At 69.4% G+C, this 22,109-nt stretch carries 20 protein-coding genes; 14 read left to right on the top strand and 6 right to left on the bottom strand.

Annotated elements, in window-relative coordinates; all coding sequences use genetic code 11:
- Positions 1-144: 144 nt before the first annotated feature.
- The gene (locus OG792_RS22070) at positions 145-1,173 is read right to left on the bottom strand and encodes an AfsR/SARP family transcriptional regulator (protein ID WP_329101813.1); all 1,029 of its coding nucleotides are present in this window, start codon (positions 1,171-1,173) and stop codon (positions 145-147) included.
- Between the two features lie 196 nt (positions 1,174-1,369).
- On the opposite strand from OG792_RS22070, the gene OG792_RS22065 reads away from it, so the two are divergent.
- From OG792_RS22065 to OG792_RS22035, 7 genes are all read left to right on the top strand, one after another.
- Positions 1,370-2,137: an SDR family oxidoreductase gene (locus OG792_RS22065; protein WP_329101811.1), complete on the top strand. Its 768-nt coding sequence runs from the start codon at positions 1,370-1,372 to the stop codon at positions 2,135-2,137.
- A 232-nt stretch (positions 2,138-2,369) separates the two neighbouring features.
- A complete protein-coding gene (locus OG792_RS22060) occupies positions 2,370-3,209 on the top strand; it encodes an alpha/beta hydrolase (RefSeq protein WP_329101809.1) in 840 nt (279 codons plus the stop codon).
- A 43-nt stretch (positions 3,210-3,252) separates the two neighbouring features.
- Positions 3,253-4,086 (top strand): alpha/beta fold hydrolase, encoded by an 834-nt coding sequence (locus OG792_RS22055; protein WP_329101807.1) that lies wholly within the window; start codon positions 3,253-3,255, stop codon positions 4,084-4,086.
- A 94-nt stretch (positions 4,087-4,180) separates the two neighbouring features.
- Entirely contained in the window at positions 4,181-5,188 is a 1,008-nt protein-coding gene (locus OG792_RS22050; RefSeq protein WP_329101805.1) for an alpha/beta fold hydrolase, read from the top strand.
- Between the two features lie 81 nt (positions 5,189-5,269).
- Entirely contained in the window at positions 5,270-6,058 is a 789-nt protein-coding gene (locus tag OG792_RS22045) for an SDR family NAD(P)-dependent oxidoreductase (RefSeq protein ID WP_329101802.1), read from the top strand.
- 242 nt (positions 6,059-6,300) lie between these two features.
- Positions 6,301-9,114 (top strand): AfsR/SARP family transcriptional regulator, encoded by a 2,814-nt coding sequence (locus tag OG792_RS22040; RefSeq protein WP_329101800.1) that lies wholly within the window; start codon positions 6,301-6,303, stop codon positions 9,112-9,114.
- 66 nt (positions 9,115-9,180) lie between these two features.
- Positions 9,181-10,371, top strand: coding sequence for an AfsR/SARP family transcriptional regulator (locus OG792_RS22035; RefSeq protein ID WP_329101798.1), 1,191 nt, complete (start codon positions 9,181-9,183; stop codon positions 10,369-10,371).
- 204 nt (positions 10,372-10,575) lie between these two features.
- On the opposite strand, the gene OG792_RS22030 is transcribed toward OG792_RS22035, so the two are convergent.
- Positions 10,576-11,061, bottom strand: a complete 486-nt coding sequence (locus OG792_RS22030) for an ArsI/CadI family heavy metal resistance metalloenzyme (protein ID WP_329101796.1) — start codon at positions 11,059-11,061, stop codon at positions 10,576-10,578.
- A 75-nt stretch (positions 11,062-11,136) separates the two neighbouring features.
- Here OG792_RS22030 and OG792_RS22025 point away from each other — a divergent pair, with 75 nt between their 5' ends.
- From OG792_RS22025 to OG792_RS22015, 3 genes are all read left to right on the top strand, one after another.
- The gene (locus OG792_RS22025) at positions 11,137-11,517 is read left to right on the top strand and encodes an ArsR/SmtB family transcription factor (protein ID WP_442932278.1); all 381 of its coding nucleotides are present in this window, start codon (positions 11,137-11,139) and stop codon (positions 11,515-11,517) included.
- Positions 11,514-12,266, top strand: a complete 753-nt coding sequence (locus OG792_RS22020) for an aquaporin (RefSeq protein WP_329101793.1) — start codon at positions 11,514-11,516, stop codon at positions 12,264-12,266. Before OG792_RS22025 ends, OG792_RS22020 begins: the two co-directional genes overlap by 4 nt.
- A gap of 100 nt (positions 12,267-12,366) precedes the next feature.
- Complete coding sequence (locus OG792_RS22015) at positions 12,367-12,804, top strand: arsenate reductase ArsC (RefSeq protein WP_329101791.1); 438 nt, start codon at positions 12,367-12,369, stop codon at positions 12,802-12,804.
- A 56-nt stretch (positions 12,805-12,860) separates the two neighbouring features.
- On the opposite strand, the gene OG792_RS22010 is transcribed toward OG792_RS22015, so the two are convergent.
- Genes OG792_RS22010 through OG792_RS22000 form a run of 3 tightly spaced genes read right to left on the bottom strand, consistent with a single transcriptional unit; the run spans position 12,861 to position 15,812 of the window.
- A complete protein-coding gene (locus tag OG792_RS22010) occupies positions 12,861-13,829 on the bottom strand; it encodes an NAD(P)-dependent oxidoreductase (RefSeq protein WP_329101789.1) in 969 nt (322 codons plus the stop codon).
- Entirely contained in the window at positions 13,826-14,677 is an 852-nt protein-coding gene (locus tag OG792_RS22005) for a PmoA family protein (protein WP_329101787.1), read from the bottom strand. Before OG792_RS22005 ends, OG792_RS22010 begins: the two co-directional genes overlap by 4 nt.
- The gene (locus OG792_RS22000; protein WP_329101785.1) at positions 14,670-15,812 is read right to left on the bottom strand and encodes a Gfo/Idh/MocA family protein; all 1,143 of its coding nucleotides are present in this window, start codon (positions 15,810-15,812) and stop codon (positions 14,670-14,672) included. Before OG792_RS22000 ends, OG792_RS22005 begins: the two co-directional genes overlap by 8 nt.
- 130 nt (positions 15,813-15,942) lie before the next feature.
- Here OG792_RS22000 and OG792_RS21995 point away from each other — a divergent pair, with 130 nt between their 5' ends.
- The 4 genes from OG792_RS21995 (at position 15,943) to OG792_RS21980 (ending at position 20,526) form a co-directional block, all read left to right on the top strand.
- On the top strand, positions 15,943-17,130 hold the full coding sequence (locus OG792_RS21995; protein WP_329101783.1) for a XylR family transcriptional regulator: 1,188 nt from the start codon (positions 15,943-15,945) through the stop codon (positions 17,128-17,130).
- A 203-nt stretch (positions 17,131-17,333) separates the two neighbouring features.
- Positions 17,334-18,704, top strand: a complete 1,371-nt coding sequence (locus OG792_RS21990; protein WP_329101781.1) for an ABC transporter substrate-binding protein — start codon at positions 17,334-17,336, stop codon at positions 18,702-18,704.
- Positions 18,701-19,645 carry a carbohydrate ABC transporter permease gene (locus OG792_RS21985; RefSeq protein ID WP_329101779.1) on the top strand — a complete coding sequence of 315 codons (945 nt, stop codon included), beginning with the start codon at positions 18,701-18,703 and terminating at the stop codon, positions 19,643-19,645. The genes OG792_RS21990 and OG792_RS21985 overlap by 4 nt, the downstream gene beginning before the upstream one ends.
- Positions 19,645-20,526: a carbohydrate ABC transporter permease gene (locus OG792_RS21980; RefSeq protein ID WP_329101777.1), complete on the top strand. Its 882-nt coding sequence runs from the start codon at positions 19,645-19,647 to the stop codon at positions 20,524-20,526. The genes OG792_RS21985 and OG792_RS21980 overlap by 1 nt, the downstream gene beginning before the upstream one ends.
- A 174-nt stretch (positions 20,527-20,700) precedes the next feature.
- Here the strand turns inward: OG792_RS21980 and OG792_RS21975 are convergent, their stop codons facing one another.
- A complete protein-coding gene (locus tag OG792_RS21975; protein ID WP_329101774.1) occupies positions 20,701-22,044 on the bottom strand; it encodes an ADP-ribosylglycohydrolase family protein in 1,344 nt (447 codons plus the stop codon).
- Between the last annotated feature and the right edge of the window lie 65 nt (positions 22,045-22,109).

The following is a 22,109-nucleotide window of genomic DNA, read 5'->3' as shown; positions in this document are numbered from 1 at the left end:
GCTCGCAGTTGTCGATGATCAGCAGCAGTCGCCTGGTACGTAACGCGTCGGTGAGCCGGTCGGGCGGCGCCACCGCGCCGGCCACCGGGAGCAGCCCGGCCGCGGCGTCGTCCCGGATGCCCAGCGCCGCCGCCAGCACGTCGGTCACCGTGCCGGCCGCGTCCGATCCCGCGTCGGGCGGGGCGGAGCCGATCCCGCTGCCCTGCCCGGCGAGTTCGACGATCCACACCCGTCCGGGAAGGTGTCGACCACCCGGGTCCCGATCTCCACCGCCAGCCGGGTCTTGCCGACCCCGCCGGGCCCGGTGAGAGTCACCAGGCGGCCGTTGTCGAGCAACACCCGCACCCGGGCGATCGCCTCGTCCCGGCCGATCAGGTCGGTGAGTGGGGCCGGCAGGTTGGTCCGGGGACGAGCCGCCGGCGCCATCAGCGCCGGATCCTGCCTCAGGATCGCCCGGTGCAGCGCCGTGAGCTCCGGACCGGGATCCACCCCCAGGTCCTCGGCCAGGCGTTCCCGTAACTGGGCGTAGCTGTCCAGCGCCTCGTTCTGCCGGCCCGCCCGGTAGAGGGCGCGCAGGTACGCGGCACGCAGCCGTTCCCGGAGCGGGTACCGGGTCACCAGGTCACCGAGTTCACCGGCCAGCAGGCCGTGCTCGCCGAGTTCCAGCCGCGCCTCCGCCTGCTCCTCCAGGGCATTCAGCCGCTGCTGTTCCAGCCGGGCGATCGCGGCCGACGCGAACGGCTCGTCGGCGAAGTCCGCGAACGACGTACCCCGCCACAGGGCGAGCGCGTCGGAGAGCAGCACCGCCCTCGCCCGCGGATCGGCGGTCAGTCGCGCCTGCCCGGTCAGCGCCTGGAAGCGTCCCAGGTCCACCGCTTCCGGGTCCACCCGCAACAGGTAGCCCGGTGGGTGGAACGCCACCAGGTCCCGGCCGCCCGGTTCAACCTCCTCGAACGCCCGGCGCAGCTGGGAGACCCTGGTGTGCAGCGCACCGGTGGGATTGGCCGGGAGCCGTTCGCCCCACAGGTCGTCGATCAGCCGGTCGGTTGACACCGGCTGCCCCAGGTGCGCCAGCAGGTCGGCCAACAGGGTTCGGACCTTCACCTCGGGTATCCGGGCCGGACTTCCGTCCGCCGTCCAGACCTGTACCGGACCGAGCACCCCGAAACGCACGTCGCCACGGTAACTCGACGGCGGCGGGTGACCGATCGGGCGCCGCCGACGTCCGGAGCCGGGGGAGCGGTCTGGAGCCGATCCGAAGCCGGCCTGGAGCGCCGGTCGGCAGGGTGGAGCCCGTCACCGACAACCTGCCCGGTCCGGGCCGACCAACACCCCGGCCCGGACCGGGCCGACCGACAAGACGAGGAAAATGACCAGGTACGCGGGTAGGAAGGCCGTCGTCACCGGCGGAACGCACGGGATGGGGCTGGCGATCGTCAAGGCCCTGCTCGACGGGGGAGCCGAGGTCGTACTCACCGGACGCAACGAGAAGACCCTCGAAGAGGCGCGGACCGAACTCCGCTCGCGGCCGGCGTACGTGGTGCGATCCGACGCGGCCAGCATGGCCGACATCGACGCGCTCGGCACGCTCGTCGCGGACCGGCTCGGCCGGGTCGACGCCCTGTTCGTCAACCACGGGATCGCGGAGCTGGACGCGCCACTGGAACGGGTGACCGAAGCCTCCTACGACCGGCAGTTCGACATCAACACCAAGGGGTCCTTCTTCACGGTGCAGCGCCTGGCCCCGCTCATCCCCGACGGCGGCGCGATCGTCTTCACCACGGTGGCCAACGACCTGGTCTTCCCCGGCATGAGCATCTACTCCGCTTCGAAGGACGCGCTGCGGTCGTTCGCCCACGTGTTCGCCGCGGAGATGCTGCCCCGGCGGATCCGGGTGAACTCGGTGGCTCCGGGCTTCATCAAGACCCCGACGATGGGCGTCGCGGGCATGACCGACGCGGACCGGGCGGCCTTCGAGGAGCAGGGCAACGAGATCACCCCGCTGCGCCGGATGGGCACGGTCGAGGAGGTGGCGACCGCCGCACTGTTCCTGGCCTTCGACGCGACCTTCAGCACGAACGTAGAGCTGAGTGTCGACGGCGGCTTCGCCCAGGGGCTGACCGCACCGGTCGGCTAGCGGAAGCTGCCGGTCCCGCCCCGGTGGGGCCGGCAGCCTCCGCCGTACCCGTGCTCGGTCGAGCGGTCGCGGACCGCGTCCACTCTTTGCCCACAACGCTCGGCCTACGGTATCGGCAGTCCTCGGCGATCAGCTGGGAACGCCGCCACCAGCCGGGCACAGGTCCATGGCATCCGAGCGGGGTTCCACGCCTCGGAGACCCCGGTTCCCGCGCCTTTTCCACCCGTGCATCGTGCGCGGGCCATCCGAAAGGAATGTCATGGCCACTTCCGCTGCCACCCCGGTTGTTTTCATTCATGGTCTGTGGCTGCACGCCACCTCGTGGAACCCATGGGTCGAATTGTTCCGTGAACACGGCTATCAGCCAATCGCCCCCGGCTGGCCGGGCGATGGAGCCACCGTCGAGGAATCCAGGGCCAACCCGGAGGCCATCGCCAACCACGGCATCGACGACGTCGTCGAGCACTACACAAAAATCATCGCCAACCTCGACACGCGGCCGATCCTTGTCGGACATTCGTTCGGCGGCATGATCGCCCAGAAGCTGCTCGGCCAGGACTTGGCCGCCGCGGCGGTGGCGATCGACGCGGCCCAGATCAAGGGCGTCCTCCCGCTACCCATATCCGCCCTGCGAGCCACCCTGCCGGTGTTCAAGAACCCCGGCAACGTGCACCACGCGGTGTCCCTGACCGCGCAACAGTTCAGGTTCGCGTTCGGCAACGCCATCTCCGAGCAGGAATCCGACGAACTGTTCACCCGCTGGACGATCCCGGCCCCCGGCAAGCCCCTGTTCGAGGCGGCCGCCGCCAACTTCAACCCGCATTCACCGGCTGCGGTCGACACCGCCAACGAGGTACGCGGCCCGCTGCTGCTCATGATGGGCGGCAAAGACCACACCGTTCCCGAGTCGGTCACCAAGGCCACCCTCAAGCAGTACCGGCACTCCGCGGCCGTCACCGAGATCATGGATTTCCCCGACCGGGCCCACTCCCTGACCATCGACAGCGGATGGCGCACCGTAGCCGACGCCACACTGTCCTGGTTGGACAAAAACGTTTCCCGCGCACTCTGAGTCCTCGCCGCACATCCTCGTAAAAGAAGATCCGGAGACCACCATGTCCAGCACCAGACGCCGTACCCGCACCATCATTGTCACCGCCGCGTTGGCCGCGCTCGCCATCGTCATACCCACCGCCGTCGCCGTCGCCAGCCCGACCCACTCCACCCGCGACCACGGCAACTCACCGAAGCCAACCATCGTGCTCGTTCACGGCGCCTGGGCCGACGGATCCAGTTGGGCTCCCGTCGCCACCCAGTTGCAGCGACGCGGTTACCCCGTCCTGGTCGAACCGAACCCGCTGCGCGGCCTCGGCAGTGACACCGCCTACCTCAGCGCCTACCTCCAGCAGCACACCTCCGGGCCGGTCATCCTGGTCGGACACTCCTACGGCGGCGCCGTCGTCACCAATGCCGCCCTGTCCGACCCGGACGTGAAGGCCCTGGTCTACGTCGACGCGTTCGTACCCGACCAGGGCGACACCATCCTCGGCCTGCTCGGCGGCGGCGGCGATCCCAACGCCCTGTTCGACTTCGTCGCATACCCCGGCGCCCCGGCCGGCGACGTCGACCTCTACATCAAGACCGCACTGTTCCCGAACCTGTTCGCCGGCGGCCTGCCCGCCCCGATCAGCGCCGAACTCGCGGCGGCCCAACGACCCATCACCCTGAGCGCCCTGACCGAACCCTCGGTCACCGCGGCCTGGAAGACGCTGCCCAGCTGGTACCTGGTCGGGACCAACGATCAGATCCTCCCGCCCGCGGTACAGCTCAGCATGGCGCAACGCGCGCACAGCCAGATCGTCCAGGTTCGCGCCCCGCACCTGGCCATGCTGACCAAGCCGGACGCCGTGACCGACCTCATCGTCACCGCCGCCCGCGCCACCACCTGACCGATCCGAGTGGGCCCGCGCCACCGCGCGGGCACACTCCCGGGCGGTCCACCACGCGACGACCTTCGAGACTGACAATCGTTCAGGAGCCAGTATGCGACTCCCCGCTCACCGCACCGGGCGCTGGTCACGGGCCATCGCCACCGCGCTCTGCGCCCTGACCATCGGGCTTCTCCCGCTCGGATCCGCCAACACCGTGCAAGCCACCGGCATGACGGGCACGTCCACCCATCCGGACACCGCACGGATCCCCGCCGGCTTCAGCGAGCAGAAGGAGGTCGTCAACGGCATCCGGATCAACTATGTCCGAGGCGGACACGGACCGACGCTCGTACTGCTGCACGGATTCCCCGAGACCTGGTACACCTGGCGGAAGGTCCTCCCGGCCCTGGCCGCCCACTACACCGTGATCGCTCCCGACCTGCCCGGCTCGGGCCGGAGCGACGCCCCCGCCGCCGGCTACGACAAGTTGACACTCGCCGCCGACATCCATGGCCTCCTTACCAAGCTCGGCTTGAGCCACCACATCCGCCTGGTCGGCCACGACATCGGCTCCATGGTCGCCTACGCCTACGCCGCCGCCCACCCCACCGATGTCGACAAGCTCGTGCTCAGCGAGGCGCCCATTCCCGACCCCAGCATCTATACGTTCGCGTCGTTGACCGCCGACGGCCCGGCCGCCTGGAACTTCGGGTACTTCAACCTCACCAACGGCCTGCCCGAACAACTCATCCGAGGCCGCGAAGCTCTCTGGGTTCAGCTGTTCACCGACTCGCTGGAAGTACAGAAGAACGGAATCGGACCGGCCGAGGTCAACGAGTTCGCCCGCTATCTACGCGACCCGGCCCACCTACGGGCCAGCTTCGAATACTTCCGAACCTTCGATCAGGATATCGTCGACAACGCCGTCAATATCAACACCAAGCTCACCATGCCGGTGCTCGCCATCGGCGCCAGCGGCAGCCTCCGCGACTTCGTCCCCACCCAGGTTGCCCGGTACGCCACCAACGTCACCGGCGCCCTTGTCGACAACAGCGGCCACTGGATCTATGAAGAACAGCCGGCCGAGATGACGCAGCTCCTGCTGAGGTTCCTGGGCTGAGCACTGCCCCACGACCACGAGGCCGGTCGCCGAACTGGCGGCCGACCTCCACCGAGCGGCCCACCCGAGAAAGGCTCCATTGTGGATCTGAACCTGGCCGGCAAGGTAGCCGTCGTCACCGGTGCCAGCCGAGGCATCGGGCTCGCCATCACGCAGGCCCTCGCCGGCGAGGGCGTCCGGGTGGTCGCCGGCGCCCGTGAACTCACCACCGACATCGTCGAACTGGCACAACACCACCAGGTGCGGCCGGAACAGATCGACCTCACCACCCCGGGCGGACCCGGCCGGCTGATCGACGCCGCGGTCAGCTCGTTCGGCGGACTCGACATCGTCGTCAACAATGTCGGCGCCGTCACCCCACGTACCAGCGGGTTCCTGAGCATCACGGATGAGGACTGGGCGAACACACTCACCATCAACCTGCTCACCGCTGTCCGGACCATCCGGGCCGCGCTGCCACACCTGATCACCCGTGGCGGCGGCAACATCATCACCATCGCCTCGATCAACGCCACGCTGCCCGACCCGCTCGTCATCGACTACAGCGCCGCCAAAGCCGCATTGCTCAACGTCAGCAAGGCGCTGTCCAAGGAATATGGTTCACGCGGAATTCGCATCAACACGGTCAGCCCCGGACCCGTGTCCACCGCGCTCTGGCTCGGTGACCAGGGCGTCGCCGCGACCCTCGGCCAAGCCCAAGGCATCGATCCGGCCGCTGTTGCCGAGCGGGCCGCCGCAGACGCCGTAACCGGCCGCTTCACCCGCCCGGAGGAAGTCGCCGACCTCGTCCTCCTCCTCGCCAGCGAACGCGCCTCCAACATCACCGGCGCCGACATCCTCATCGACGGCGGCATGAAACCCACCCTCTGATGCGGCGGGGGTGAGCCGGTCGCGTGGGCGGCCGGCGAACTCCTGGATCATGGCCGGTCCGATGCCGTGCTTGTCCCAACTCCGCACAGCCCGGGGTCGGCGTTTGGTCGAGCGGCGACGGTAAGGCCGCCACCAGGTGAAATGTTGGTTGGAGCGGGCTGGGTCGACGAACTCGGGTTGGACTATCGTGATGGTTCGACAGCCACCGGTGGCGGTCCTGGAGTCGGCTGGGTGGCTTAACGGTGCGGGGACGGTTGCGGTTCAGCCTGCTGGGCCCGGTGCGGGCGTGGCGCAATGGCGAGGACGTCGAGCTGGGTCCGCCCCAGCAGCGGGCGGTTCTGGCGGTGCTGCTCGCTCATCCCGACCAGCCGGTGCCGATAACTCAGATAGTGGACGTCCTGTGGTGGCGCGATCCACCCGATTCGGCCCTGAACACCGTGCACCGGATGATCGGGCAGTTGCGCCGGGCGCTGGAGCCTGAGCTCGGCCCACGCGAGGAAGGCAGCTGGCTCGTGCGCGGCGGCGGTGGATACCGACTCCGGGTCGACGCCGACAGCGCGGACCTGCTCCAGTTCCGCGACCTGGTGGCCCGCGCCCGCGCATCACGCGGCGTGGCCGCGCAGTCCTACGCTCGGGCCTTGCAGCTGTGGCACGGCCCGGTCGCCGACGGGATCGGAGCCGAAGCGCGCGAGAGGCCGTTCTTCACCGCGATCGAGCGCGAGTACGTCGTCGCGGCCCGCGAGGCGGCCGATGTCGCCCTGGCGGCTCGCGACGACGAGTTGCTGCCCCTCGTCGAACTCGCCGCAGATCGGGCGATTCTGGACGAACCGCTTCAGGCCCGGCTGGTGAGCCTGCTGGCCCTGGTCGGCCGCCAGCGGGACGCGCTGGCTCGGTTCGACGCGGTCCGGGATCGGCTGCGCGACGACCTGGGCCTCGATCCGGGCGGCGAGTTGGCCTCTGCCCGAGATGTGGTGCTGCGGCCGCTGCATGTGGCACCCCGCACGACGGAGGAGCTCCCCAGGCCGGCTCAGCTCCCGGCCGACCTCCCGGCGTTCGTCGGTCGGTCGGCCGAGATCGAGGCCATCCGCACGTACGCCCTGCCGGGTCGCTCCGTGGTGGTCACCGCGATCGGCGGAATGGCCGGCATCGGCAAGACCTCGTTCGCGGTCCACTGGGCCCATCAGATCGCCGACCAGTTTCCGGACGGTCAGCTGTACGCGAACCTGCGTGGGTTCGACCCGGGCGGGGCGGCGGCATTGCCGGGTGACGTGCTGATGAGCTTCCTGGAGGCCCTGGGCGTCTCCTCGGAGCGGATTCCGCACGGCCTGGATGCGCGGGCCGCGTTGTTCCGCAGCAAGCTCGCCGGGCGGCGGTTCCTGGTCGTTCTGGACAATGCCCGTGACACCATGCACGTCCGTCCCCTGCTGCCGGGCGCGGCCACCAGTCTGGTGATGGTGACCAGCCGGGACACCCTCGCCGGGCTGGTCGCCTCACAGGGTGCCTGGCCCATCGTGCTGACGCCGATGGACGACGTGGAGGCGTGGGCACTGCTGTCGACGCGGATGGGGCGGGCCCGCCTGCTGGCCGAGCCGGAAGCGGTCGAGCAGATCGTGGCCGCCTGCGCGGGACTGCCGATCGGTCTGACGGTGGTGGCAGCCCGCGCGGCAACCCGTCCTCAGCTGTCGCTGCGGGAGGTCAGCGCCGGGCTCCACGATTCGGCCCAGCGGTTGGACATCCTCACCACGGGCGATCCCCTGACCGACGTACGCGCCGTGTTCTCGTGGTCGTACCACGCCCTCACCGACACCGCCGCACGTCTGTTCCGGCTGCTCGGACTGCACACCGCGCCCGACATCTCGGCCGACGCGGCCGCGAGTCTCGTCGGCCTCACCCGGGCACGGCTACAGGACCCGCTGGCCGAGCTGGCCGAGGCCGCCCTGGTCGTGAAACGGACCGACGGCAGGTATGAGATGCACGACCTCATGCGGTCGTACGCCCGCGAGACCGCCGGGCACACCGACCCGCTCGCCGAACGCCAGGCGGCCATCGCCCGCCTCGTCGACCATTACATGCAGGCGGCGTACACGGCGGCCCGGCTCATCAACCCGGCCCGGATGGCAATGTCGTGGACCGAACCGTTGGCGCAGGTCATCCTCCCCACGCTGTCCGCGCGGGCCGGGGCCTTCGCCTGGTTCGAGGGCGAGCATCAGGCGCTGCTGGCCGCGGTCGACCTGGCGGCCGGGAACGGCCTCGACCGCCCGGCAGCACGACTCGCCTGGGCGCTGTCGGGCTTCTTCATGGTCTCGGCGCACTGGGACGACCTGGTCAGAGCGGCGACGAGTGGGAGCACCGCCGCCCGGCGGACCGGCGACAACGAGGCCGAGGCAACCGCTCTGCGCGAGCGGGCCAACGCGTTCACCCTGCTGGACCGTCTCGACGACGCCCTGGCCGACATGGAGCGATCGGCCATCCTCAGCCGGGAAATCGACGATCTCGTGGGACTGGGCAAAGCCTACCTGGGCATCGGCATGGTCAACGACCGCCGCCGGCAGCACCGCGAGTCCCTGCACTACGCCGAACTGGCCATCGACGCATTCCGTCGATCCGGCCAGCAGCACGACGAGGCCAAGGCCCTGAACGCCGCCGGCTGGGCCCACACCCAACTGGGCGAGCACGACCTCGCCCGCAACCTGTGCCAAAAGGCACTGTCCATGTTGGAGGCCCTCGGCGACGGACTCGGCCAGGCGTTCACCCTGGACAGCATCGGCTGCGCCAACCAGCAGCTCGGTGACTACGACGAGGCCATCCGTTGCTTCGACCGCAGCGTTGAGTACCTCCGGCAGTTCGGCGACCGCTACAGCGAGTCCGCCGTGTTGACCCACCGTGGTGACGCTTGCGCCGCCGCGGCCGACCTTCCGGCCGCCCGAACAGCCTGGCACCAGGCGCTCGTGATCCTTGAGGAGCTCCAACACCCCGACGCCGAGGCGGTGCGAGCCAAACTCAACCCGACCGACCAGCGTCCTGCGACCCACGGCGTCGGTGAGGGCGGGCAGTAGCCGGCCGCGAGAACCTGATTCAGCGCCGTCATCGGGTGCGACCGGGGCTCGGCTACGCTGCGCCGCGTGGAGTTTCAGGTGCTCGGGAAGGTTGCGGCCAGCCACCGGGGCAGCCCGGTCGAGCTGGGCCGCCGACAGGAGCGCTGCCTGCTGGGACTGCTGCTGTTGGAGCCGGGCCGGGTAGTGCTGGCGGAGCGCCTGATCGAGTTGCTGTGGCAGGACGCCGAGGCGGCGGAGCGTCGGGCCACTCTCCACACGTACGTTGCCCGGCTGAGGCGGCGGCTCGCTCCGTACGGCGTGCGCATCCTCACCCGGCACGCGGGCTATCTGATCGATGTGGACCCGGCGGCGGTCGATCTGCACCGGTTCACCGCCGAGGTGGAGCGTACGAGCACGATCGCCGACCCGGCGACCCGCGCGTACGCCTTGGCGGCAGCCCTCGAACTGTGGCAGGGCCCGCTGCTGGCCGGCGTCGCGAACGAGGAGCTTCGCCAACGACTCGGGCGCGGCCTGGAGGAGAACCGGCTCGCCGCGTTCGAACGGCGCGTCGAAGCCGAACTGGCCGCGGGTGAGCATCTGCGTGTGGTGGGTCTGCTGGCCGAACTGGTCCGGGAGTTCCCGACCCGGGAGCACGGCATCGAACTGTTCATGCTGGCCCTGACCCGCGCGGGTAGACGAACGGAAGCCCTGGAGGCGTACCGGGTCGCGCGCCGGGCCCTGGTCGAGGAGTTCGGTGTCGAGCCCGGACAGGATCTCCGGCGCCTGCACCGACGGATCCTCGACGACGACCCGGGACTGACGTTGCCCACACCTACCGGCGGTGACACGGCCTCCGGCACCCCGCGACGTCTCCCTCGTGACATCCCCGGTTTCATCGGCCGGGAGGGGGACCTTGCGGCCCTTGACGCCCTGGTCGACGGGGACGGTACGTCATCCGGCGTGGCCGCGCTCTGCACGATCGGTGGAATCGGCGGAATCGGAAAGACGGCACTGGCCGTGCACTGGGCCCACCGGGCCGCCCGGCACTATCCGGGTGGTCAGCTGTTCGTCGGCCATGTACCGCTCGGTGCTCGCGAACCGGCACGTGCTGATCCTGCTCGACAACGCCGCCTCCTCCGATCAGGTCCGGCCGCTACTTCCGGCATCGACGCACTGCCTGACGGTCGTCACCAGCCGGCATCGCCTCGACGGTCTGGGTACCGAGACGCGGAAACGGTCGTACACGGCTGGGCGCGTCCGTCAGTGGATCGCCAATAGCGCGGTGGCCCCCAATCCGGGCCTCCGGAACTGGTCGAACATCTACTACATCGACCCCTGCTGAGCCACTGATCCAGTAGTCCGGTACGTACGGAGGCGGGGTGGACCGTCCGACGGTCGGCCCCGCGCTCCGGGTGAAGGGGCGTACCTTCCGCAGGGCCGGCACGGGGGTGGCCCTGCGGAGGGGACGCCACGGCGCGGTGGCTACGAGCAGCAGCCGCCGGAGCTGGCCGTTCCCGCACCGGCGGCCCGCTGCCGGTCGGCACGTTCGCCACGGGGGGCGTCGGCGCCGGGCTCGACCTGGGCGGACCTGCCGTACTGGTCGGAGTCGCCCTTGACCACGTACACCTCCCATCGCTCGTCGCCGGGGCCGCGGACCCAGACCTTGTCCTGGAGGGCGTAGCAGCAGGAGGTGTCACTTTCGGTCAGGGTGATCAGGCCAGCCTCGGTGAGCCGGTCGGTGGCGGCGGTGACCTCCGCGCCGTCGAACACCTCGACGCCGAGGTGGTCGATGGCGGTGGGCTGGTCCGGGGTGCCTTCGAGCAGGACCAGTTTCAGGGGTGGCTCCTCGATGGCGAAGTTGGCGTAGCCGGGCCGCCGCTTGACCGGCTCGGTGTCGAACAGCTTGGAGTAGAACGCGACCGACCCTTCCAGGTCGGAGACGCGCAGGGCGAGCTGGATACGGGACATCCCACACCTCCATTGTTTAGATAGCCGTCTAGACAGAGAGTTGCACTCTGCTTAGACGGTTGTCAAACTAGACGGGTGTCTAGACAACAGCTGCCGGTCCTCGCCGACCCCGCGACCTGCTGCACCCCGATGGTCGCCGAGGCCCTGACCGAAAACGCCGCCGCCGGCCTGGCGCGCGGGTTCAAGGCCCTCGGCGACCCGGTCCGGCTACGGCTGCTGTCCCTGATCGCCGCCCGCGCCGGCGGGGAGGTGTGCGTGTGCGAGCTGACCGACGCGTTCACCCTGACCGGGCCGACGATCTCCCACCACCTCAGGGTGCTGCGAGAGGCCGGGCTGATCGACTGCCAGCGCCGGGGCACATGGGTCTACTACTGGGTCGTCCCGGCTCGCCTCGCCGCCCTGTCCCAGCTCCTCGACGTTTCCACCGCCACCACGGCGGCCGGGTCGACCCGGTGACACCCGACCTGCGCCCCACGTTGCTGCGTCGGGCGTCGGCGGAACTGGTCGGCACCGCCCTGCTGGTCGCGGCCGTGGTCGGGTCCGGCATCGCCGCCACCCGGCTCTCGCCCGGTGACGTCGGGCTGCAACTGCTGGAGAACAGCATCGCCACCTCGCTCGCCCTCGGCGCGCTGATCCTCATTTTCGGGCCGGTGTCCGGCGCCCACTTCAACCCCGTCGTCTCGATCGCCGACTCGTGGCTGGGCCGTCGCACCGGTTCCGGCCTGCCCCTACGTGACCTGGGCGCCTACCTTGTCGCGCAGGTCCTGGGCGCCGCTGCCGGCACGGTCCTGGCCCACCTGATGTTCGGCCTACCCGCGATCACCTGGTCGCAGCGCGACCGGACAGGGGCGGGGCGCTGGCTGGGCGAGATCGTCGCGACCGCCGGACTCCTACTGCTGATCGCGGCGCTCTCCCACGCCCGCCGTCAGGTCGCCGCCCCGGCGGCGATCGCCGGGTGGATCGGCGCGGCGTACTGGTTCACCTCCTCCACCGCTTTCGCCAACCCGGCGGTCACGATCGGCCGGACACTCACCGACACCTTCGCCGGCATCGCCCCGACCTCGTCCATCGGGTTCATCGCCGCCCAGCTCGTCGCGACCGGCCTCGCCCTCGCCGCGATCGCGTGGTGGTACCCGGCAGCCGCCCCGGCCCGGGGCGCACTGGCCGCGACGGCACCGGCACGGCCGGAACAGGCTCCGGTATGACCGACGCGCCGCGTCTACGTCCAGGTGGTCGAAGACAGTCCGGGACCTTCCCGGAGAACACCCCCAGCCTTGCCCCGCATCACGCCCGCAAAGGATTTTCATGACGATGACCGCTGCCGCCAGACCGTCTGTCCTGTTCGTCTGCGTGCACAACGCCGGCCGCTCGCAGATGGCCGCCGGGTGGCTTCGCCACCTCGCCGTCGACACCGTCGATGTACGCTCCGCCGGCTCCGAACCCGCCGACCAGATCAACCCCATCGCCGTCGAAGCCATGCGCGAGGTCGGCATCGACATCACCGCCGAGCAGCCCAGGATCCTCGACTGGGACATCGCCCGGGCCAGCGATGTCATCATCACCATGGGCTGCGGTGACGCTTGCCCCGTCTTTCCCGGCAAGCGGTACGAGGACTGGAAACTCACCGACCCGGCCGGGCAGCCCCTACCCGTCGTCCGTGAGGTCCGCGACGAGATCCGCGAACGGGTCACCCGTCTCCTGGACGAGCTGACCGCCACCCCGCCGTCGACCCTTCCCAGCTGACTCCTCGGGCGGGGTCATCTGCTGTCGCTGACCCCGCCCCGTACCAAAAAATGATTTTAGTCCGCGAACTGCGCGGCCAGCATTTCCGCGTAGCTGTGGTTGGCGTGCATCGTGCGGCCGGCGTTGTGCGGGGTGTGTACGACGTTGTGCCGGCCCAGCAGCGGGTCGTCGAGCGGCAGCGGTTCGACGTCGAACACGTCTGCGGCCAGGCTGAGCTCGTCGGCGAGGACCCGGCGGCGCAGCTCGGGCACGTCGCAGACGGACGCCCGGGTGACCAGCACGACCAGGCAGCCCTTCGGCAGGGCCCGGATGTGCTCGGCGGTGATCAGCCCCGTTGTGCTCGCCAGCAGCGGCACCATCGGGGCGAAGATCTCCGCGTCGGCGAGGAGCCGGTCGAGGTGCCAAACCTTCCGGGCACCCGACCGGTGGAACGACGGCTCGGTGGCGTACGGGTCCCAGGCGGCGACGTCGGCCCCGAGCATGTGCGTCCAGCTCGCGTACCGGCTGGCGATGTTGCCGGCGCCGACGATCCGTACCCGCTTGCCGGAGACGGTGCCGTGGCTGAAGTTCGGGTCGTCGCCGAACTGGCCGTACGTGTACCTCCACGGTGAGTCGTCGGCGACGATCGCGGCGTGCTGCTGGGGGATCCGGCGCAGCCCGCCGATCGTGAGCCCGAGCGCGTACTCGGCGACGGACTGCGCCCAGTAGCCCTCGGACCCGTGGATGATCCGCCGGACGTTGTGGCGGCGGAGGCGCTCGTCGACGTCCTCGGACGGGGGCCAGGAGCCGGCGACGTACGCCTCGGCGAGCGCGGGCAGCCCGTCGAGGTCGGCGTCGGTGGGGTGGACGCCGAGCGAGATCAGCCGTTCGACCGTGCCGGGGTCGGCGACGACCGTGGGCAGTGCGACGGTCTCCCCGGCGGAAAGCCGCGTGAAGGTGGCCGTCGGGAGCAGCCCATGGAGGTGGTCGGCGACGAACGGCCAGGTCCGGTCGAAGTCCGGGTGCACCACGATCGCTGTCTTCATGCGGACACCTCCGCGAACGCCCGCCACGCCTTTTCTATCTCCTGCGGCGCGACGGTGGCGCCGAAGACCACGACATTGTGGCAGAACCGCTGCTCCTGGCCTTCTGCGAGCTGCCAGGCACCGGCGATGCTGACACTGGGCCCGATGCCGAACTCGTTGTCGACCCGCCAGGGCGCGGGGTGCCGGAAGTTGGCGGGGTGGTCCATCACGGCCACCACGGGCGCCGGCTCGCCGGGTCCGGCGTCGAGGAGCGGCATCTGGACCGCGACCCACCGGGCCGTCTGCTGCTCGGCCTCCGCGCCGGTCCGGCCTTCACTGTTGTACGCCGTTGCGCCGTTCTCGGGCCGGTAGGGCATCCGCAGGAACAGCCCGCCATAGGCGTACTGACCGAACGTCAGGTCCCGTACCGCCCGGAGTCCGAGGACGAGACCGAGCTCGTACCGGTCGCCGTGGTCGGTCAGCGTCCACGCCTGGGTCTCGTCCAGCAGCGGCTCGCCGGCCGGGGAGCGCAGTTCGGTCAGCACCTGCCAGCTGGCGGTGTTGCCGTCGGCCGTCGGCTCGCCGACCAGCCTCGGGTGGAACGAACCGTCGTTGACGTGCCCGGGGTGCATCCCCTCGTGCCAGAAGCCGACGCCGTTGACGTCGTTGAGGCCGACGGAGAGGCCGTGCTGCCACGGGTGGTGGTCGGGCGCGTCCTCGGTGACCGTGCCCACGCCGGTCGGCGAGACGATCGGGTGGATGAACGGCCGCAGGTCGGGCCGGACGTGCTGGGTCAGGATGGGTGTCTCGGTGCCCGCGCGCAGCACGCTGACGCTGCCGAGCTCCACCCGTACGGTCAGGTCAGGCATGGACGCCGACCCCGGAGAGCGCGTCGGCCGCCGGACGGGCGAAGACCGGCAGGTCGATCTCCTCGCCGCCGCGCAGTGCCGACTCGTGGGCGCAGATACCGGCGCTGGTCCAGTTGGCGGCGGCGTAGACGTCGGGGAACGGCGCTCGGCCCTCGACGATGGCCGTCACGAACTCGTGCGCCAGGTGGGGATGCGAGCCGCCGTGCCCGCTGCCCTGGGTGAACGACAGGTGCTGGTTCTCGGTGGCGTCGTAGACACCCCGGGTGGTGTATTCGCGGATCGACGCGGGGAGCCGGTCGGCGTAGTCGGGTATGTCGACGCGCCGGCCGTCCTCACCGGTGAACACGACGGGGCTCTCGCGCTCGATCTGCTGCCACTCGTAGCTCTCCTTTTCGCCGTACACGTCGAAGCTCTCCACGTACTCGCGGGCGATGTCGAACAACGAGCGGGTGACCTCCATGGCGAGGTCGGAGTCACGCAGCCGGAACAGGGCGGTCTCGACGGCGAACGGCGGCCCGCCGCGCGCCGCGGCGTGGTTGACGCGACCGGAACCGAGGCAGCGCACCGACTCGGCCTCGCGGTCGCCGAGGGCGAGCAGCGGTGCGATCGCGTGGGTCGCGTAGTGCATGGGCGGCAGGTCGAGCCAGTAGTCGGGCCAGCCCGCCATCTCCTGCATGTGGGCGCCACGGAGGAACTGGATCCGCCCGAGTTGTCCGCTGTCGCGAAGGTCCTTGGCATAGAGGAACTCGCGGGTGTAGACGGCGGTCTCCATCATCATGTAGGACTTCCCCGAGTCCTGCTGGGCTTTGACGATCCGGGCGCAGTCCTCGACGGAGGTCGCCATCGGTACGGTGCAGGCGACGTGCTTTCCGGCGTTGAGCGCGGCGATCGACTGCTCGGCGTGCGCGGCGATGGGTGAGTTGATGTGAACGGCGTCGATCTCCGGGTCGGCCAGCATCGACTCGATGCTGGTGTGGCGGCCGGCGATCCCGAAGTGGTCGGCGATGCGGCGCAGCGAGTCCTCGGTGCGCTGGCACACCGCGACGAGCTCGGCGTGCGGATGGGCCTGGTAGATCGGGATGAACTCCGCGCCGAAGCCCAGCCCGATGATTCCGATCCGTACTTTTTGCGTCATGCGTGTACCTTCCGTCGTTACGAAGCCAACGTACGGACGGCGTTTCGGAACTACCATGAACTATCCCGCTGCAAGCCTTAGATTTTCTACGCTCGCTGCGGACCCCCGGGAAAGCGAGCGGACCGTGACCATGACGATCAAGCAATCCCCGGCACCGGCCGAGCAGGTCGGCACCCGGCACGTGGCCCTGCTGGTCGAGACGTCCAACGCCTATGCGCGTGGGCTCCTGGTCGGGATCAAGAAATACCTGGTCACCCACCCCGGCTGGTCGATCTACCTGGCCGAGCACAGCCGCCACGAGACGGACCTGTCGTGGCTCGACGGGTGGCGCGGCCACGGCGTCATCGCGCGCATCGAAAACCACGAAACCGCCGATCGGGTACGCCGGCTCGGCGTACCCGCGGTCGACCTCAGCGCCGCCCACCTCACCCCCGAACTGCCGTGTGTCGAGACCGACGACGACACGATCGCCCGCTGGGCGGTGGAGCACTTCGCCGAGCGCGGGCTGCGCACCTTCGCCTTCTGCGGCGACGCGCGCTACGGCTGGTCGGTCAAGCGGGCCGAGCGCTTCGCCGCGCACGTACGCGGCCTGGGCATCGAGCCGCACGAGTTCCGGATGGAACCCTCCGGCACGCTGGCCGGCGACCGGCAGGCCCTCGCCGGTTGGCTGCTCGGCCTGCCCAAGCCGGTCGGGGTGCTGGCCTGCTACGACATCGCCGGCCAGGAGGTCCTCGAAGCGTGCAAGATCGCCGGCCTGCCGGTGCCGGACAGTGTCGCCGTCCTGGGCGTCGACAACGACGACCTGATGTGCAGCCTGACCACCCCGGCGCTGTCGAGCATCCAGCCCGACACGACCCGCACCGGCTTCCTGGCCGCCTCGCTGCTCGACCGGATGATGTCCGGCGACAACCTCGATCCGCGCCTGCACCTCATCCCGCCGCTGCGGGTGGTGACCCGGCAGTCGACGGACATCCTCGCGGTCACCGACCCGGTCGTCGCGGGGGCACTCCAGCTGATCCGCGACCGGGTCGACGAGGGTGTCCCGGTGCTGACGATCCAGCGCCACGTCGGGCTCTCCCGGCGCGCGCTGGACTACCGCTTCCTGCGCGTCCTCGGCCGCACCGTGCACGAGGAGATCACCCGGGTACGCATGGAGCGCCTCGCCGACCTGCTCATCCGTACCGACTGGACGCTGCCGCAGTTGGCCGAGCGCCTGAACTTCAGCCACGCGGAATACATGGGCGTCGCGTTCAAGAAATACAGCGGGAAGTCACCGGGGGAGTACCGGCGCGCCAACCGCGCCCAACTCCCGCGCTGACCGGGGCGGGTCGCAGGACGTCCTCCGGGGGGTCCCGCAGGTGTAAGAAAACTCAGGAAAGCAGCATGATATCGCATGGTCTTGGTCGGTCGAGCCACCTAGCTTCTAGGGATCGTTGCACCCGTTCGCGGCGACCTAGCACAAATGGCGGAGTCAAGATGACCAATGTCTATAACCGCGGCACGCGAAAATTGTCCCGCCGGATGCGCTTTCTGAGCGCCGTCGCGGCGGTCACCGCTGTGCCGCTCCTGCTCGTCAGCTGCACGTCCGCGCCGGAGGAAAGCGACAACGTTCCCGCGGGCGAGGTCGGCGGCACCCTCAACCTCTGGGTCGGCATGGACGCGGTCGACGATGCCAGCACCGCCGATTACAAGCGTCTTTACCTCGATCCGTTCACCACCCTGTACCCCAATGTCCAGTTCAAGCTCAGTCCGCAGAACAACGAGGGTCTGACGCAGAAGGTCCAGACGGCGCTCGCCGCAGGCCAGGGGCCGGACCTGCTACCGCTCAACGCGTCGATCGCCATCGACTTCGCCGACGCCGGCTACCTCGCCGACCTCGGTTCCCTCGCGGAGCAGGAGAAGTGGAAAGACAAGATCTTCCCCTGGGCCATGGACATCGGTGTCGTCGACGGGAAGCTTTCCGTGCTGCCGGTGAGCTACGAGACGATGGTGCTCTACTACAACAAGACGCTGTTCGAGAAGAACGGGTGGCAGATTCCCAACGACCGCCCGTCGCTGGAGGCGCTCGCCGCGACGATGATGGCGGCCGGAATCACGCCGTTCGCCAACGCCAATGCCGACTACGCCGGTGCCACCGAGCACGTGTTCTCGTGCTTCATCAACATGGTGGCGGGCCCCGGCAAGATCCATGACGCCCTCACTGGCTCGATCCCCTTCACCGACCAGGCGTTCGTCGACTCGGTCGACCTGATGGTCGACTACTTCAAGCGGGGCTACTTCAGCGGCGGGGTCAAGCAGTATTTCTCGACCACCGACCCGCAGAAGATGGCCAGCCTCGCCAACGGCAAGACCGGCATGTTCCTCTCCGGAAGCTGGGAGATCGGAGCGATGAACGAGTATTTCAAGGACAGCGAGAGCGATTGGGACTGGGCCCCGATTCCGGCGCTCGCGCCCGGCGTGCCCGCCAACGTGTTCCCGCTGGCCCTGGGTGAGTCCGTGGCCCTCAACGCCGCGAGCAAGAACCTCCCCGCCGCCAAGGCATACCTGAAGTGGAAGTATTCGGACACCAACGCCAACTGGCAGGCGATCAAGGACTTCGGCGACCAGCCCCTTCCGATCAAGTTCGACGCCGCCGCCGCACCCGAGGGCATCGACCCGCGGTTCCTCACCCAGTACACGGCCCTGAGCGAGGCGTCGCTGTCGAAGAAGGTCGGCTACGTGACCTGGACCTCGTTCGGCCCGGGAGCCGAGACCTACCTCTCCGAGAACCAGGACCGCCTGCTGACCGGCAACCTGTCCACCCGTGACTTCCTCGCGAATCTCGACAAGGCGTTCAAGAAGGACCTCGACGAGAAGCTCATCCCGCCGGTCTTCGACACGGCAGCGCGATGACAGCGCCACCCGTCACGACGTACGCCGAACCGGCCACGCGGGAGGTGCCCGCGCCTCCCCGAGGTCGCATTCGCAGGAACTCGCGACTGGTCGCGATCACGTTCGTGGTGCCCGCGCTCGCCCTCAACCTGCTGGTGATCGCCGGACCGACGGTCAGCAGCGTCGTCTACTCGTTCACCGACTGGAACGGCATCAGCAACCCGGAGTTCACCGGCTTCGACAACTGGGTCACCCTGGTCCACGACGACGCGTTCTGGAACGCCATCGCCAACAACTTCATCTACCTGGTCATCTTCCTGACCGTACCGATGGCGATGGGCCTGCTCGGCGCGTTCATGCTCTCCCGGATCCGCCGCGGCGCGTCGCTCTTCCGGGTGCTCTACTTCATCCCCTACCTGCTGGTCAGCGTGATCACGGCGCAGATCTGGCGGAACATCCTCGACCCCGAGTTCGGACTCGCGTCCGCGTTGAACAGCATCGGCATCCACTGGCTCGACGACGTCTACTTCTTCGCCGACGAGCGCTTCGCGCTCTACAGCGTCGCCTTCGTCGACAACTGGCACTTCTGGGGTTTCCTCGTCGTCCTCTTCCTCGCCGCGATGCAGGGGATCGACGGCAGCCTCTACGAGGCCGCGCGGATCGACGGGGCCAACGCCTGGCAGGAATTCCGGAACGTGGTGCTGCCCGGCATCCGACCGACGTTGACCTTCGCGCTGACGATCATCGCGATCGGGAGCCTGCTGGTGTACGACTACCCGTTCATCCTCACCAACGGTGGGCCGGCGGGTTCCACGGACGTCGCGTCGCTGCTCGTCAACCGGACGGCGTTCCTCGCCCGGGACGCGGGCTACGCCTCGGCCATCGCGCTCGCGCTCTCCGTACTGAGCGCGATCTTCCTGGTCCTGTTCGGGTTCCTGCGTCGCCGGGAGGAGGAGCTCTGATGTCGGTGCTGACCGCTGTCCGCGCACGTCGGCGTGCGCGGCCCGGGGAGCGGCCGCCGGGTGGTCTCGACCGCACCCCGTTCTCGTACGTCGTGCTCACCCTGCTCGGTCTGTTCGCGCTGCTTCCCGTGCTCGTGCTGGTCGTCAACGCGTTCAAGACGAGCCTGGAGATCGGCACCAACCCGCTCGGCCTACCGACCTCGATCGACCTGTCGAACTTCGCGGAGGCGTGGCGGCGGGGCAACATGGCCCAGGGTTTCGTCAACACCGCGTTCCTCGTCGCGGGCACGATCGTCGGGACCTGGCTGTTCGCGGGCGCCGCGGCCTATTCGCTGGCGAGGCTCAACCTGCCGTGGAAGCGGGGACTGGAGACCTATTTCTTCGTCGTCATCTCGCTGCCGGTGCAGATGTTCATCGTGCCGCTGTTCTTCCTCTGGGTGAAGCTCGGGCTGATCAACACGCTCTTCGGGCTCGTCGTCATCTACGTCGCGCTCAACACCCCGTTCTCGGTGCTGTTGCTCCGTACGTTCCTCGTCGGCATCCCGAGGCAGCTCGACGAGGCGGCCCGGCTCGACGGGGCGAACGAGTGGCAGATCGCCACCCGCGTCATCATGCCGCTGAGCTGGCCCGGCTTCCTGACCGTCGGTCTGGTCTCGGGGCTCGGCGCCTACTCGGAGCTGCTGTTCGCGGTGACCTTCCTGATCGACGTCGACAAGATGCCCGTAGCCACGTCGTTCCTGTCCTTCAGCACCGGCTACACCCAGTTCTACAACCTCGTCAACGCGGCGGGCGTCATCATCGTGCTCCCGCTCATCGTGCTGTTCCTGTTCATGCAGCGACGCTTCATCACGGGTCTCGCGGCCAGCGGGAGCAAGGGATGACCACCTGATCCACCACGGCGGCACAGGATCCGCTACGGCGGCCCGTTCACCCACGAGGTCATCGAACGGGCCGCCGGTCTGTCGGCCGGGTGACGTGGTGACGGAAACGGGGCGTCCCCCCCGGTTATGAGGGGGGACGCCCCGTTTGGGCGGAACCGTGTTCGAGTACGGGGCCTACGCCCTCTCGCCCGCCTCGGGCGTACGCGGGGACAGCGCACCCGATGCGGCGAGGGCGGCTGTCCGCCGGGCCAGATCGGAGATCGCCGAGTTGTCGTAGCCGAAGAGGGCCGACCGGGTACGGTCCTGCAACGGTGCGATGAAGTGCTCCGGCAGGCGGGCCGCGCCGAGTACGACCCCGACGACGGAGCCCGCGGTCGCCCCGTTGGAATCGGTGTCCCAGCCGCCCTGCACGGTCAGGCCCACCGTGCTGGCGTAGTCGTCGTCGCCCCAGAGCAGACCGGCGGCGATCAACGCGGCGTTGTTGACGGTGTGCACCCAGCTGTAGGAGCCCCAGCGCTGCTGGATGGTGGCCAGGGCAGCCTCCCAGGTCACGCCGGCGTCGCGCAGGTCCCGTACGGCGGTCAGCGTCTCGTACAGCCGTGAGCCCGGCGGGACCGAGCGCAGCGAGCGGTCGAACGCCTCGCGTACGGTCGCCGCGGTGAACGCGCTCGCTACGATCGCCGCCGCCCACAACTCGCCGTAGACGCCGTTCGCCGTGTGTGACAGCGAGGCGTCCTGGAAGGCGAGCCGGATCGCCTCCCGTGGCCGGCCCGGATTGGTCCAGCCGAAGGCGTCGCCACGGATCAGCGCCCCGATCCACTCCCGGTACGGGTTGCGGTGTGCGGCGGCGCGTTCGGCCGGTACCCCGCCGAGCAGGCTGCGGTACGTCGCCCGCTCCGCGGTGTAGGTCTGCTGGTAGGGCAGCAGCGTCAACCAGGCGTCGGCGACGTGCCCGGGGGTGAGCCGGTCACCGTGCTGTTCCAGCAGGTGCAGGCCGAGGATGGCGTAGTCGATGTCGTCGTCGCGGGCCGAGCCGTGCACGCGGCCGAGGGTGGTGTGTACCCAGTTCTCGCGCAGGACGAAGCCGTCGGGCATCGGATCGAGGGCGGGGATGTACCCGCGCAGCGGCCACGCTCCGGCCCGCTCCAGATAGTCGCGCAGGTGCGCCGAGGTCCAGTGCTGGCCGTTCTCGACCGGTTTGCCGAGGTTGCAGCCCGCGATTCGTCCGAGCCAGCCGCCGCGGACCCTGTCCTCCAGTTCGGCCCCCTCGGGTGCGGGTCGCGGCGGGTCGGTCGGCAGGCTGGCGAGGATGGCGTCGAATCCCTCGGGTTCGTCGTATGGCCACTCCGCCCCACGCGGCGCGTCGAGTACCCGCTGGTAGAGCGCTTCGAGTGCGGCCGTGTCGCCGGGGTCGAGGGCGGCGAGTTCGGCCGAGAGGTCGTCGACCCGGTGGCCGGTTTCCCGGGCCTGGTCGATCTCGTCGTGGACCAGGTCATAGGGGTTCAGTGGATCGTGCACGTCTTCCTCGGTTTCGTTCTGCCCGCGGTGCGAGGCGATTGGCGGCATGGGTGTGCGTCGCCCGT

Origin of the sequence: Micromonospora sp. NBC_01699, assembly GCF_036250065.1 — a bacterium.
Lineage (GTDB): Bacteria > Actinomycetota > Actinomycetes > Mycobacteriales > Micromonosporaceae > Micromonospora_G.
The sequence above is the reverse complement of the archived record's forward strand: the minus strand, read 5'-3'. Positions and strand labels throughout refer to the sequence as shown.